This window comes from Streptomyces sp. NRRL F-6676, from assembly GCF_000725625.1.
Taxonomy (GTDB): domain Bacteria; phylum Actinomycetota; class Actinomycetes; order Streptomycetales; family Streptomycetaceae; genus Streptomyces.
The window spans coordinates 1-13789 of the sequence record NZ_JOHS01000029.1; the positions used below are offsets into that span (position 1 = coordinate 1).

At 72.7% G+C, this 13789-nt stretch carries 10 protein-coding genes and 1 pseudogene; 4 read left to right on the plus strand and 7 right to left on the minus strand.

The window, feature by feature from the left end; translation table 11 throughout:
• Nucleotides 1–94 precede the first annotated feature (94 nt).
• The 4 genes and pseudogenes from IO29_RS18745 (at nt 95) to IO29_RS18760 (ending at nt 5451) form a co-directional block, all read left to right on the plus strand.
• A pseudogene (locus IO29_RS18745) lies at nt 95–1233 on the plus strand (sulfate adenylyltransferase subunit 1).
• Nucleotides 1234–1426: 193 nt separating this feature from the next.
• On the plus strand, nt 1427–2656 hold the full coding sequence (locus IO29_RS18750) for an arginine deiminase (protein WP_030381076.1): 1230 nt from the start codon (nt 1427–1429) through the stop codon (nt 2654–2656).
• Between the two features lie 92 nt (nt 2657–2748).
• On the plus strand, nt 2749–3756 hold the full coding sequence (argF, locus tag IO29_RS18755; protein ID WP_030381077.1) for an ornithine carbamoyltransferase: 1008 nt from the start codon (nt 2749–2751) through the stop codon (nt 3754–3756).
• 258 nt (nt 3757–4014) lie between these two features.
• Nucleotides 4015–5451 carry an amino acid permease gene (locus IO29_RS18760; RefSeq protein WP_051707618.1) on the plus strand — a complete coding sequence of 479 codons (1437 nt, stop codon included), beginning with the start codon at nt 4015–4017 and terminating at the stop codon, nt 5449–5451.
• Between the two features lie 103 nt (nt 5452–5554).
• On the opposite strand, the gene IO29_RS18765 is transcribed toward IO29_RS18760, so the two are convergent.
• From IO29_RS18765 to IO29_RS18795, 7 genes are all read right to left on the minus strand, one after another.
• Nucleotides 5555–8173, minus strand: coding sequence for a polynucleotide kinase-phosphatase (locus IO29_RS18765; protein ID WP_051707619.1), 2619 nt, complete (start codon nt 8171–8173; stop codon nt 5555–5557).
• Nucleotides 8170–9660, minus strand: coding sequence for a 3' terminal RNA ribose 2'-O-methyltransferase Hen1 (locus tag IO29_RS18770; RefSeq protein ID WP_030381080.1), 1491 nt, complete (start codon nt 9658–9660; stop codon nt 8170–8172). Before IO29_RS18770 ends, IO29_RS18765 begins: the two co-directional genes overlap by 4 nt.
• Before the next feature lie 223 nt (nt 9661–9883).
• Complete coding sequence (locus IO29_RS18775; protein WP_030381081.1) at nt 9884–10804, minus strand: LLM class F420-dependent oxidoreductase; 921 nt, start codon at nt 10802–10804, stop codon at nt 9884–9886.
• A 102-nt stretch (nt 10805–10906) separates the two neighbouring features.
• A complete protein-coding gene (locus IO29_RS18780; RefSeq protein WP_030381082.1) occupies nt 10907–11383 on the minus strand; it encodes a DUF6099 family protein in 477 nt (158 codons plus the stop codon).
• Nucleotides 11384–11557: 174 nt separating this feature from the next.
• Nucleotides 11558–11920, minus strand: coding sequence for a nucleotide pyrophosphohydrolase (locus IO29_RS18785; protein ID WP_030381083.1), 363 nt, complete (start codon nt 11918–11920; stop codon nt 11558–11560).
• A gap of 71 nt (nt 11921–11991) precedes the next feature.
• Nucleotides 11992–13143, minus strand: a complete 1152-nt coding sequence (locus IO29_RS18790) for a P-loop NTPase family protein (RefSeq protein WP_033225577.1) — start codon at nt 13141–13143, stop codon at nt 11992–11994.
• A gap of 142 nt (nt 13144–13285) precedes the next feature.
• A complete protein-coding gene (locus tag IO29_RS18795; protein WP_030381085.1) occupies nt 13286–13696 on the minus strand; it encodes a cell division protein SepF in 411 nt (136 codons plus the stop codon).
• Nucleotides 13697–13789 lie beyond the last annotated feature (93 nt).

A 13789-nucleotide genomic window follows, 5' to 3' on the forward strand; every position in this document is an offset into this window, starting at 1 on the left:
CCTCCCGGCTCACCGAACGCGGCGCCACCCGCGCCGACGACAAACTGTCGGAAGCCGCGATGGAGGACCGCAAACGCGAGGGGTACTTCTAGGCATGACAAGCACCATCATCGACACCGGCGGACCGGCTGCCGGCACGGTCGACACCATCGACACCCTGCGGTTCGCGACGGCAGGTTCGGTCGACGACGGAAAGTCCACGCTGGTCGGACGGCTGCTGCACGACTCCAAGTCGGTCCTCGCGGATCAACTGGAGGCCGTGGAACGGGCGTCGCGGACGCGCGGCCAGGAGGGACCGGACCTGGCCCTGCTGACGGACGGCCTGCGCGCCGAGCGCGAGCAGGGCATCACCATCGATGTCGCCTACCGCTACTTCGCCACCCCCAAGCGCCGGTTCATCCTCGCCGACACCCCCGGCCATGTGCAGTACACCCGCAACATGGTCACCGGCGCCTCCACCGCCGAACTGACCGTGATCCTGGTCGACAGGATAAGGAGTTCCGGCGGATCACCGAGGACTTCGCCCGGTACGCCGGGGAACTGGGTCTCGCGTCCTTCACCCCGGTCCCCGTCTCCGCGCTGGCCGGTGACAACGTGGTCGAGCGGTCGGCGCGGACGGACTGGTACGACGGTCCCGCGCTGCTGGAGTTCCTGGAGACGGTGCCGGTGGGCGCGGAGGCGGCGGACGCGCCCGTCCGCTTCCCGGTGCAGTACGTGCTGCGGCACGAGGGGGTGCGGTACTACGCGGGGCAGCTGGCGTCCGGGGCGCTGCGGGTCGGCGACCGGGTGACGGTGCACCCGTCGGGCGGGACCTCCACGGTGACCGGCATCGACGTGCTCGGCCGGGAGGCGGAGACGGCGCTCGCACCGCAGTCGCTGACCGTGCGGCTCGGTGACCAACTGGACGTGTCGCGCGGTGACATGATCACCGCGGGGACGGATGTGCCGGTGCTCACGCAGGAGGTACGGGCGGCGGTCTGCCACCTCGCCGACCGGCCGCTGCGGGTCGGCGACCGCGTGCTCCTGCGGCACACGACCCGCACGGTACGGGCGCGGGTGGCCGACCTGGGCGGCGCGGCGGAACTCACCGCGAACGACCTGGGGCGGGTTGTCCTGCGGACGGCGGAACCGGTGGCGATCGACGCGTACGGGGCCGTGCGCCGCACGGGTTCCTTCCTCCTCGTCGACCCGTCCGACGGATCGACGCTGACGGCGGGGATGGCGGAGGTGTAGGAGCGCCTACCGCGCCCCTGAAGGGGCGCGGGGAACTGCGCGAGAAGCCCCACCGGCGGTCAGCCGACAACGCACCCCGGGGTCCAAGGGGCAGAGCCCCTTGAAGGGATGGGAAGGGTAGGGGCGGCGGGGGCGAGGAAACCCTCCCCGGCGAACCCGGGTGAAAATCGCCCCGCCCGGTCAGGATGGAGACATGGGATTCCACGTCGACTCCGAGACCGGCCGGCTCCGCCGGGTCATCCTGCACCGGCCGGACCTAGAGCTCAAAAGGCTCACGCCCAGCAACAAGGACGCCCTCCTCTTCGACGACGTCCTCTGGGTCCGCCGCGCCCGCGCGGAACACGACGGCTTCGCCGACGTCCTCCGCGACCGGGGCGTAGCCGTCCACCTCTTCGGCGACCTCCTCACGGACGTGCTGCGCGCCCCCGCCGCCAGAACCCTCGTCCTGGACCGCGTCTTCGACGAGAAGGAGTACGGCCCCCTCGCCACCGACCACCTCAGGGACGCCTTCGCCGCTCTCCCCGCCCCCACCCTCGCCGAGGCCCTGATCGGCGGCATGACCAAGCGCGAGTTCCTGGACGGCCACCCGGAACCCACCTCCGTCCGCTTCCACGTGATGGACCTGGACGACTTCCTGCTGCGCCCCCTGCCCAACCACCTCTTCACCCGGGACACCTCCGCCTGGATCTACGACGGCGTCTCGATCAACGCCATGCGCTGGCCCGCCCGCCGCCGCGAGACCGTGCACTTCGAGGCGATCTACCGGCACCACCCGCTCTTCCGCGACGCGGGTTTCCACGTCTGGTCGGAGGGCCAGGCGGACTACCCGTCGACGATCGAGGGCGGCGACGTCCTCGTCATCGGCAACGGCGCCGTCCTGATCGGCATGAGCGAGCGCACCACCCCGCAGGCCGTCGAGATGCTCGCGCACAAGCTGTTCGCGGCCGGGTCCGCGCGCAGCATCGTGGCCCTGGACATGCCGAAACGGCGCGCCTTCATGCATCTGGACACGGTGATGACGATGGTCGACGGCGACACGTTCACCCAGTACGCAGGGCTCGGCATGCTCCGCTCGTACACCATCGAACCCGGCGTCGGCGACAAGGAGCTGAAGGTCACCGACCACCCGCCGGAGCACATGCACCGCGCGATCGCCGCCGCGCTGGGGCTGAGCGAGATCCGTGTGCTGACCGCCACGCAGGACGTGCACGCCGCCGAGCGCGAGCAGTGGGACGACGGCTGCAACGTGCTCGCCGTCGAGCCGGGCGTCGTCGTCGCCTACGAGCGCAACGCCACCACCAACACGCACCTGCGCAAGCAGGGCATCGAGGTCATCGAGATCCCGGGCAGCGAACTGGGCCGGGGCCGGGGCGGGCCGCGCTGTATGAGCTGCCCGGTGGAGCGGGACGCGGTGCGGTACTGAGAAGGCCCGGGGCCCACAGACCTGGACTGTATATAAATGTGGAGCATCGTATAGACTTCCATCCATCCGTCCCCGCACCCCTGGAGCACCCCATGGCGACTGTCCCGACCGCCCTCGCCGGCCGCCACTTCCTCAAAGAGGTGGACCTCACCGCCGACGAGTTCCGCGGGCTTCTCGCGCTCGCCGCCGAGCTGAAGGCCGCGAAGAAGGCCGGGACCGAGACGCCGTACCTGCGCGGGAAGAACATCGCGCTGGTCTTCGAGAAGACCTCCACCCGCACCCGCTGCGCCTTCGAGGTGGCCGCCGCCGACCAGGGCGCGTCCACCACCTACCTCGACCCGGTCGGCTCGCAGATCGGGCACAAGGAGTCGGTGAAGGACACCGCGCGGGTGCTCGGCCGGATGTTCGACGGGATCCAGTACCGGGGGCACGGGCAGGCCGTCGTGGAGGAGCTGGCCGCGTTCGCCGGGGTGCCCGTCTACAACGGGCTCACCGACGAGTGGCACCCCACGCAGATGCTCGCCGACGTGCTCACCATGACCGAGCACTGCGACAAACCGCTCACCGACATCGCCTACGCCTACCTCGGCGACGCCCGCAACAACATGGGCAACTCCTACCTCGTCACCGGCGCACTGCTCGGCATGGACGTACGGATCGCCGCGCCCAGGTCGCTGTGGCCCGAGGAGCCGGTCGTCACGGCCGCGCGCGAGCTCGCCGAGGCGTCCGGGGCACGGATCACGCTCACCGAGGACGTGAAGGAGGGCGTGCGGGGCACCGACTTCGTCACCACCGACGTCTGGGTGTCGATGGGCGAGCCGAAGGAGACGTGGGACGAGCGGATCGCGCTGCTCACCCCGTACGCGGTGACCATGGACGTCCTGCGGGCGTCCGGCAACGAGAACGTCAAGTTCCTGCACTGCCTGCCCGCCTTCCACGACCTCGGGACGGTCGTCGGCCGCGAGATATACGAGCGGCACGGGCTGAGCGAGCTGGAGGTCACCGACGAGGTGTTCGAGTCCGCGCACTCGGTCGTGTTCGACGAGGCGGAGAACCGGATGCACACGATCAAGGCGGTCCTGGTCGCGACGCTCGCCTGAGCGCACGGGCCGACCCGAGTCCCGATCCCCTACGCTTGCCCCCGCACCACCCCGAATCACCCACACCATCCCGAACCACCCGCACCGCCCCGAACCACTCGCTTCACCCCTGCGTCACTCGCTTCACCCGCGCCATCCGCTTCGTCCCCGTACCGCCCGCTTCACCCCCCGCGGACCCCGGAACCACCCCTTCCGGGGTCTGCCACCGCGCGGCCCATCCCCGCCGCGCACCGCACCAGCACAGAGAGCACCACCCCCATGCACAGCTCGGCCCCCCTGCACAGCCCGGCGCCCCCCGCCGCTCCCCACCCGCTCCGCTTCAAGTCCCCCGCCCTGCTGGTCGCCGAGGCCGGTCACGACCGGCACGGGCACGGCCTCCAGCGGACCATGGGTCTCTTCCAGCTGATCTGCTTCGGCGTCGGGGCCATCGTCGGTACCGGCATCTTCGTGGGGCTCTCCGACTCGGTCGCCAAGGCCGGTCCCGGGGTCGTCGTCTCGTTCATACTGGCCGCGCTGACCTGTGTGCTCACCGCGTTCTCCTTCGCCGAGCTGGGCGGCGCGATCCCGGTCGCCGGTTCCTCGTACTCCTTCGCCTACGCCGGGCTCGGCGAGGGCGCGGCGTTCCTCGTCGGCTGGTGCCTGCTCCTCGAGTACGGCGTCTCCGTCTCGGCGGTCGCGGTCGGCTGGAGCCAGTACGTCAACGAACTGCTGCACGGCCTCACCGGCCACCAGCTTCCGCACGTCCTGTCCGCCGGGCCCGGTGACGGCGGGGTGGTGAACCTGCCCGCCGTGGCCGTCATCGCCCTGGCCTGTCTGCTCCTCGTGCGCGGGGTGCGGGAGAGCGCGCGGGCGACGGCGGCCATGGCGATCCTCAAGCTGGTGATCCTGATCGCGTTCTGCGCGATCGGGTTCAGTGCCTTCAAAGACGGCAACCTGCTGCCGTTCGCGCCCGACGGGCTCGGCGGCATCGGTGCGGGCACGACCGCCGCGTTCTTCTCCTACATCGGTTTCGACGCGATCACCACGGCCGGCGAGGAGGCGCGCGACCCGCGCCGCAGCATCCCGATCGCGATCCTGATCTGCATCGGCGTGGTCACCGTGCTGTACTGCGCGGTCGCGCTGTCGGCGATCGGGGCGGTCGGCGGCGACCGGGTCGGCGGGCGGCCCGCCGCGCTGTCGTACGTCGTCAACGAGGTGACCGGCTCCGCCGTCGGCGGCGGGATCATCGCCTTCGGCGCGGTCGTCGCCATCGCGTCGGTGGTGCTGGCGGTGCTGTACGGGCAGAGCCGCATCCTGATGTCGATGTCCCGGGACGGCCTGGTGCCAGGCGTCTTCGCCCGGGTGTCCCCGCGGACCTCCACCCCGGTGGCGGGCACGCTGATCATCGGCGTCGTCTTCGCGGTCCCGGCGGCGTTCTGCTCGCTGGACGCGGTGGTGGGGCTGTGCACGATCGGCACCCTGGCGACGATGGCGGCGGTCAACGCGGCGCTCATGGTCCTGCGCCGCCGGGACCCGGAGCTGCCCCGCACGTTCCGGGTGCCGCTGTACCCGGTGATGCCGCTGCTCGGCATCGGCTGCTGCGTCTACCTGATGTACGAGACGGGGTGGGCGGCCTGGGCCCAGTTCGCGGGGTTCCTCGGGGTGGGCTGCCTGGTGTACGCGGCGTACGGCCGGCTGCGGTCCCGGCTGGCCTGAGGGACCGGGGCGCGGACGGCACTGCGGCCGCACGGGCGGCCACGCCCCCGCCCGAGGGACGCACCGGGGCGCGCGGCCGCGCGCCCCGGCCCGGCTCCGCGTCCTACAGGCGCGGATCGACCGGTTCCGACTCCAGGGCCAGGATTGCGAAGACCGCCTCGTGGACCCGCCACAGGGGCTCGCCCTCGGCGAGGCGGTCCAGGGCCTCCAGGCCCAGGGCGTACTCGCGGAGCGCCAGCGACCGCTTGTGGTTGAGGAAGCGGTCGCGCAGGCGGGCGAGGTGGTCGGGGCGGGTGTACTCGGGACCGTAGACGATCCGCAGGTACTCCCGGCCCCGGCACTTGATGCCGGGCTGGACCAGCCGGCCCTGCCCGTCGCGCACCACCGCGCCGACCGGCTTGACCACCATGCCCTCGCCGCCCCGCGCGGTCATCTCCAGCCACCAGTCGACCCCGGCCCGCACCGAGCCCTCGTCGCCCGTGTCGACGTGCAGCCGGCGCGTGGTGGCGAGGAGTCCGCTCGGGTCGTGCTCGACCAGCCGGTCGAGCAGGGCGAGCTGCTCGTCGTGCGGGAGCGCGGCCAGGCTGCGGTCCTGCACGGCAAGGAGCTGGAAGGGGGCGAGCCGGACCCCGTCGAGGCCCCGCGTCGGCCAGCAGTAGCGCCGGTAGGCCTCGGTGAACGCCTCCGCGTCCACCGCCCGCGCCCGCTGCCGCTCCAGCAGCGCGGCCACGTCGACACCCCGGTCCGCCGCCTGCTCCAGCGCGGCCAGCGCGCCCGGGAACACGGCCCCGGCTGCGGCGCCGACCGCGGCGTACTGGCCGCGCAGCAGCCCGGACGCCTTCAGCGACCACGGCATCAGCTCGGCGTCCAGCAGCACCCAGTCGGTCGCCAGCTCCTCCCAGAGCCCGGCGGCGCCGACCGCCGCGCGCAGCCGGGCGAGGATCAGCTCGGTGGTGGCCCCGTCGGAGAAGAAGGGCCGCCCGGTACGGGTGTACAGCGCGCCCGTCGGTCCGTCCGCCCCGCCCGGGACGCCGAACCGCTTGCCGGCCGCCTCGGCGTCCCGGCAGACCAGGACGACGGCCCGGGAGCCCATGTGCTTCTCCTCGCACACGACCCGCTCGACGCCCGCCTCCCGGTACTGCGCGAACGCCTCCTCCGGGTGCTCCAGGTACCCCTCCCGGTGCGAGGTGGCCGACGGCGCCATGGTCGGCGGCAGGTACGGCAGCAGACGCGGGTCGACGGCGAAGCGGCTCATGACCTCCAGTGCCGCCGCCGCGTTCTCCTCGCGCACCGCCACCCGGCCCGCGTACCGCGTCTCGACGGCCCGGCGGCCGTGCACGTCGGCCAGGTCCAGCGGCCGGCCCTCGTGGCCGCCGGGTGCCTCGGAGGCCAGCGGCTTCACCGGCTCGTACCAGACGCGCTCGGCGGGCACGTCGACCAGCTCGCGTTCCGGCCAGCGCAGCGCGGTGAGCCGGCCGCCGAAGACGGCACCGGTGTCCAGGCAGATCGTGTTGTTGAGCCAGGTGGCCTTCGGCACCGGGGTGTGGCCGTAGACCACGGCCGCGCGGCCCCGGTACTCCTCGGCCCACGGGTAGCGCACGGGCAGCCCGAACTCGTCGGTCTCGCCGGTGGTGTCGCCGTACAGGGCGTGCGAGCGGACCCGGCCGGAGGTGCGGCCGTGGTACTTCTCGGGCAGCCCGGCGTGGCAGACGACGAGCTTCCCGCCGTCGAGGACGTAGTGGCTGACCAGTCCGTCGACGAACTCCCGCACCTCCCGCACGAACTCCTCGCTCTCGCCCTCCATCTGCGCGATCGTCTCGGCGAGTCCGTGGGTGTGCTGGACCTGCCGGCCGCGCAGATGGCGGCCGAACTTGTTCTCGTGGTTGCCGGGGACGCACAGCGCGTTGCCCGACTTCACCATGGACATCACCCGGCGCAGTACGCCCGGCGAGTCGGGTCCGCGGTCGACGAGGTCGCCGACGAAGACGGCCGTACGGCCCTCGGGGTGCACGCCGTCCGCGTAGCCCAACGCGCTGAGCAGCGACTCCAGTTCGGCGGAGCAGCCGTGGACGTCGCCGACGATGTCGAAGGGGCCGGTGAGGTGGGTGAGGTCGTTGAACCGCTTCTCGGTGACGACGGTGGCGTTCTCGATCTCCTCCACGCCCCGCAGGACGTGCACCTTGCGGAACCCCTCGCGCTCCAAGTGGCGTATCGAACGGCGGAGTTCGCGGATGTGCCGCTGGATCACGCGGCGCGGCATGTCGGCGCGGTCCGTGCGCGCGGCGTTGCGTGCGGCGCACACCTCCTCGGGCACGTCGAGGACGACGGCGATGGGCAGCACGTCGTGCGCGCGGGCCAGGTCGATCAGGGCGCGGCGGGCGTCCTGCTGCACGCTGGTGGCGTCGACGACGGTACGGCGGCCGGCGGCGAGCCGCTTGCCGGCGATGTAGTGCAGCACGTCGAAGGCGTCACGGGTGGCGCCCTGGTCGTTCTCGTCGTCGGAGACCAGCCCCCGGCAGAAGTCCGAGGAGATCACCTCGGTGGGCTTGAAGTGCCGCCGGGCGAACGTCGACTTGCCGGAGCCGGAGGCGCCGACGAGGACGACGAGGGAGAGGTCGGTGACGGGGAGGGCGCGGGGGCGGGCGGGGCGGCCGGCCTGCGGGTCGGTCCGTCGGCCGGTCGGGTCGTTCTGCCGGTCGGGTCGCCGGTCGCTCTCGGTCATGCCGCCTTCACCTCTCCCTTGTCGGTCCGCTCGGTCATTTCCGTGGTGTCGTGCCGTACGAAGACGGCCATCTGGGTGGGCGGGCCGACCTCCGGGTCCTCCGGGCCCACGGGCTCGAACTCCACCGCGTAGCCGTGCCGTTCGGCCACCGCATCCGCCCAGGCGCGGAACTCCTGCCGGGTCCACTCGAAGCGGTGGTCGCCGTGGCGCGCCTGCCCGGCCGGGAGGCTCTCCCAGCGGACGTTGTACTCGACGTTCGGCGTGGTCACCAGGACCGTGCGGGGGCGGGCGGCGCCGAACACCGCGTACTCCAGGGCGGGCAGCCGCGGCAGGTCCAGGTGCTCGATCACCTCGCTCAGGACGGCGGCGTCGTACCCCTTGAGCCGTTTGTCGGTGTACGTCAGCGAGCCCTGGCGCAGCTGGACGCGCGCGGCCTGCCGCTCGCCCATGCGGTCCAGCCTGAGCCGGCGGGAGGCGATGGTGAGGGCCCGCACGGAGACGTCGACGCCGACGATCTCGGTGAAGCGCGGGTCCTTCAGCAGCGTCTGCACCAACTGGCCCTGGCCGCAGCCGAGGTCGAGGACGCGGGCGGCGCCGTGGCGCCGGAGCGCGGCGACGATCGCGTCGCGGCGGCGCACGGCGAGCGGGGTGGGCCGCTCCTCCTGCTCGGTCTCGGCGGCGACCGCGTTGTCGATCTCCTCGATCTCGCTGTCGTCGGTCTCCGCGAGCCGGACCAGCTCCAGCCGCTCCATCGCCTGCCGGGCCAGCGACCAGCGCCGGGTGAGGTAGCGGCCGACGATCAGCTTCTGCTCCGGGTGCGCGGGCAGCCAGCCCTCGCCGGCCCGCAGCAGCTTGTCGACCTCGTCGGACGACACCCAGTAGTGCTTGGCGTCGTCGAGCACGGGGAGCAGCACGTAGAGCTGGCGCAGCGCCTGGGCGAGGGTGAGGGTCTCGCCCTGAAGGACCAGGTGTACGTAGCGGGAGTCGCCCCACTCGGGGAAGGTCACGTCCAGGGCCACCGGGTCGGCGGTGACGGTCCAGCCGAGCGGCTCGAACAGGCGTCGGACCAGGGCCGGGCCGCCGCGGGCCGGGAGCGCGGGTATCTCCACGCGCAGCGGCAGCGGCTCGGCCGCGCGCTCGGGGCGGGCCTTGCAGACGCCGCGCAGGGCGCTGGAGAAGACGCTGCTCAGGGCGACGGCGAGGAGCGAGGAGGCGGCGTACGGGCGGTCGTTGACGTACTGGGCGAGCGCGGCGTCGGGTGCGCCGCCGCGGCCCTTGCCCTTGCCGCGCCGGACCAGCGCCACCGGGTCGACCTCCAGGAGCAGCGCGGCCGTGCAGCGCCGTTCGTCCGCCTCGGGATAGAGCACATGGGCGGTGCCGTAGGAGGTGGAGAACGTCTGCGCGGCGTCGGGGTGCTTGTGCAGCAGGTGGCCGAGGTCGGTCGCGGGGCGCTCGGGCGTGCCGGTGGTGCTGATCGTCAGGAACACGGGAATCGGACCTCGATACGGGGCCTGGAGAACGGGGCGTGAAGGGACGTGCGGCGACGGCGGGTGCGGCGCCGTGGGGGCGCCGCGGTGCGTCGTCGCGGGTACGCCGGTCACGGGACCCGTACTGGTGTTCCGGACCCGGCGTGCCGCCCAACGTACAGCGAACGGCACGCCGGTCATCAGCTATTTTCCGCCCTCCGGCCGGTCCTTCCGGGGCTCCGGCTCAGAGCTGGGCCTGCACCTGGTGCGCGATCAGCTCCAGGTGGTCGAGGTCGGAGAGGTCGAGGACCTGGAGGTAGAACCGGGTGGCGCCGATCTCCGCGTAGCGGCCGATCTTGTCGACGACCTCGGCCGGGGAGCCGGCCAGGCCGTTCTCCTTCAGCTCGTCGACCTCGCGGCCGATCGCGGCGGCGCGGCGGGCGACCTCGGCGTCGTCCTTGCCGACGCAGACGACGAGCGCGTTGGAGTACGTCAGCTCGCCGGCGTCACGGCCGGCGGCCTTGGCCGCCTCCCGGACCCGGTTGAACTGGCGTTCGCTGTCGGCGACGGAGGCGAAGGGGATGTTGAACTCGTCCGCGTACTGGGCGGCCAGGCGCGGGGTGCGGGTGGCGCCCATGCCGCCGATGAGCACGGGGATCCTCGACTGGGCGGGCTTGGGCAGCGCGGGCGAGTCGGTGAGGTCGTAGTGGGTGCCGTGGTGGCTGAACGTCTCGCCGGGCTTCGTGGCCCACAGGCCGGTGACGATCGCGAGCTGCTCCTCCAGGCGGGCGAACTTCTCCTTGGGGAACGGGATGCCGTACGCCTTGTGCTCGTCCTCGTACCAGCCCGCGCCGAGACCGAGTTCGACCCGGCCGCCGGACATCTGGTCGACCTGGGCGACCTGGATGGCGAGCACGCCGGGCAGCCGGAAGGTGCCGGCGGTCATGAGCGTGCCGAGGCGGATACGGCGGGTCTCCCGGGCGAGCCCCGCCAGGGTGATCCAGGCGTCGGTGGGCCCGGGCAGCCCGTCGCCGTCACCCATCTTGAGGTAGTGGTCCGAACGGAAGAAGGCATCGAACCCGAGCTCCTCCGTCGCCTTGGCGACGGCGAGAAGCGTGTCGTAGCTGGCACCCTGCTGGGGTTCGGTGAAGATGCGGAGTTCCATACGGTCCATCCTGCCTGGCGGCGGGGGTGGAGCGCGACGGGGGTGGGCGGCCGGTGGCACATCGGCCCCGGCCCCGGCCAGGGGCGCGGGACTGTGCCGAGGTCAGCCCAGTGCCGCGTCCCAGGGGGTGGGCTCCTCCTCCGTCAGTGCCAGACGGCGGAGCATCTCCTGGACGCGGTCCCGGGACTCGTCCGCCGCGTCGATCGCTTCCATGCACTGCCAGTACGCCCCTTCGTCCCCGGCCGTGCTCGCGAGGGCGACCAGTGACATGGCCACCTCCACGAGCAGCGAGCCCAGTTCCAGCAAGGCCTTGCGCGCGTCGCCCAGTTCGGTGAGATGCGCGGCGCGCAGATCGGCGACGTGGGGTGGCGGGGCGTCCAGAACGCCGCACCCTCTGCCCGCCAGTTCCGTCAGCCCCAGTGCCTCGCCCCGGAGCTGCGGTGGGCCCGACACCGCGAGCCGGCTGCCGATCGCCTGCGCCAGGGCGTAGGCCTGCCACGCCTCCGCCGTGATCCGTAAGGCGTCCTCGCTGTCCGTCAGGGCGTGCCTGCTCTCCACGATGAGCCGCACCGCGTCCATGCGCTGCCCCCGTTCCCTCCGGCGCGCTCGCCACGCGCCAACCCGGACTCCCTTGTTCATTACCCAGAGTGAAGGTCATCCAGTCGAAAAGCCAGAGGTCGTCCGAAATCTGTGGACAGACGGCCGATTGTGGACAACATCATCACTACTCAGAGTGATGAACGAGGGCGGGGTTTACGCCTCGGGGGCGGGCTCCGGGGCAGTCCCCGGTCCGGGCTCCGGGGCGGGCACCGGGAAGCGGGTCTCGTTGCGGTCGATCTTCTCGTCCAGTGCCGTCAGCAGGTCCACGTCCAGCCGCTCACAGAGCTGAAGCAGATACGCCAGCACGTCAGCGACCTCGTCCCGGACCCGGAACGCGGTCTCGGGGTCCGCCATCACCCGCTCCGACTGCTCCGGTGTCAACCACTGGAAGATCTCCAGCAGTTCGGACGCCTCCACGCTCAGCGCGGCCGTCAGGTTCTTCGGCGTGTGGTGCGGCCACCAGCCGCGCGCGGCCGCGAAGTCCACGAGCCGGCGTTGCAAATGGGCCAGATTCAACGGGTGTGCGTCGTGGGGCTGTTCGTCATGGGCCTGCTCGCCACGGACCTGTTCGTCATGGGCCTGTTCGTTCACGCGCCCAGGTGTACCACCGTCACGCCCTCCACCCCGGCCACCCGCGAGGCGTCGGCGACCGCGCCGATCAGCCGGATGTGCCCGCGGTCGCACATCCGCACCGCCAGCCGCAGTAGTTCCCGCAGTTGCCGCGGGTCCAGGGAGCGGTCGAGGTCGTCCGCCAGCACGGTGAGCGTCTGCAACGCCGCCGGGACCTCCCCCACGGGGTCCACCTCCAGTACCCCGGGCCCGGTGAGCAGTACCAGAGCGAGGGCGAGATGGCGCAGTTCGCCGTCGCCGAGCAGTTCGAGCGGCGTGGCCGGGGAGCCCTCGCCGCGGTCGACGCAGGCGCGGAACCGGCCGTCGTCACCACGCTCCACCCGCAGTCCGGTCACCGTCCCCGCGGTGCCGGCGCGGACGGCGGCGACCAGCAGCGCGTGCCGCTGCCCGCACTCCTCGCGGGTCCGGAACAGCACGTCGGCGAGGTTGTCGCAGCCGGACAGCAGCCGGCCCGCGCCCGGGGCCACGGGGGCGCGCATCCGCTCGGGGCGCGGGTCGCAGGGAAAGACCGAGCGCAGCGCCACCACCATCTGCTCGGCGGCCGCCAGCACCCTGCGCTGCCCGTCCGTGCCCCCTGCCACGCGCAGCGGGAGCAGGGCGGTGCCGAGCCGGTCGTCGGGCAACGGCCCCCTCGTCACCGGGACGGCGCCGGCGGTGTGCCAGGCGGCCTGCACGACGCGGCGGCCGGGGTCGCGCAGCGCGGTTTGCAGGAGGGGCAGCCCGTCGGACGTCAACCGCTCGCCGACGAGGCGGAGTTCGGGTTCGACCTGGACGGCCACGTCGAGGCGGACGGGACCGGCGGGGCCGTCGGCGGTGCAGCCGATGCGGAAGCCGCGGCGGTGCTGGGGGTCGGGGCGGGCGGTGCGCGGCACACAGGTCGCCGGGGCCGGGAACGCCTCCGTGAGGTCGGCGCCGGCGGCGAGGCGGGCGAGGGAGGCGTAGGCCTCCAGGGCGCGGGACTTCCCGCTGCCGCTGGGGCCGGTGAGGAGGGTGAGGCGGCCCAGCGGGAGGGTGGTGCGGCGGTGGCCGGCGTAGGTGGACAGGTGGAGTTCGGTGAGGTGGGGGCGGAGGGTGGTGGGGGTCCGCGCGGGGGCCGGGGGCGGGTGCATGCGGGGAACGTAGACGGCGGTGGGCGCGGCGAACCGTTCCGCCGGGGAGTGCTTCGCACGAACGGGGGACGGCGGCGGAGGGCGGGTTGTCGTGCGCGGGCGCGCCGTGGCTGGTCGCACGGTTCCCCGCGCCCCCGCGCCCCTATTGGGACGGAGTGACCTCCGTGTCCGGTGGGGTGAGGAGGAAGACGTTCTTGTCGACCCGGTGCATGCCGCTGGCCAGGCCGAAGACGACTCCCGTGCTGAAGTCGAGGACGCGCTTGGCGACCTCCGTCTCCGCGTTGGTCAGGTCGAGGAGGACCGGGACGCCGGCCATCAGCGTCTCGGCGACGTCGCGGGCGTCGGCGAAGACGTTGACCCGCAGGACGACGAACCGGCGCCTGGCCTCCGTCTCGGCCTCGGCGTAGGCGCGGTGGTCGTAGGAACGGTGGTCCACCGCGGACGGCCAGGCGTCCCGGCCACGCAGCGGCACGACCTGGGCGAGCCCTTCCCACTGTTCGTCGGTGACATCGTGGCTGTTCACCGGCCCTCCCCGTCGGCTCGCACTGGTCATCTGCACGGGCCAATTCTTACGCATCGTCACCCGATCGGCCGAACGCGACACGGTCCGCGACGCCTCCGGCATCGGGACCCGCCGGTCGATCCA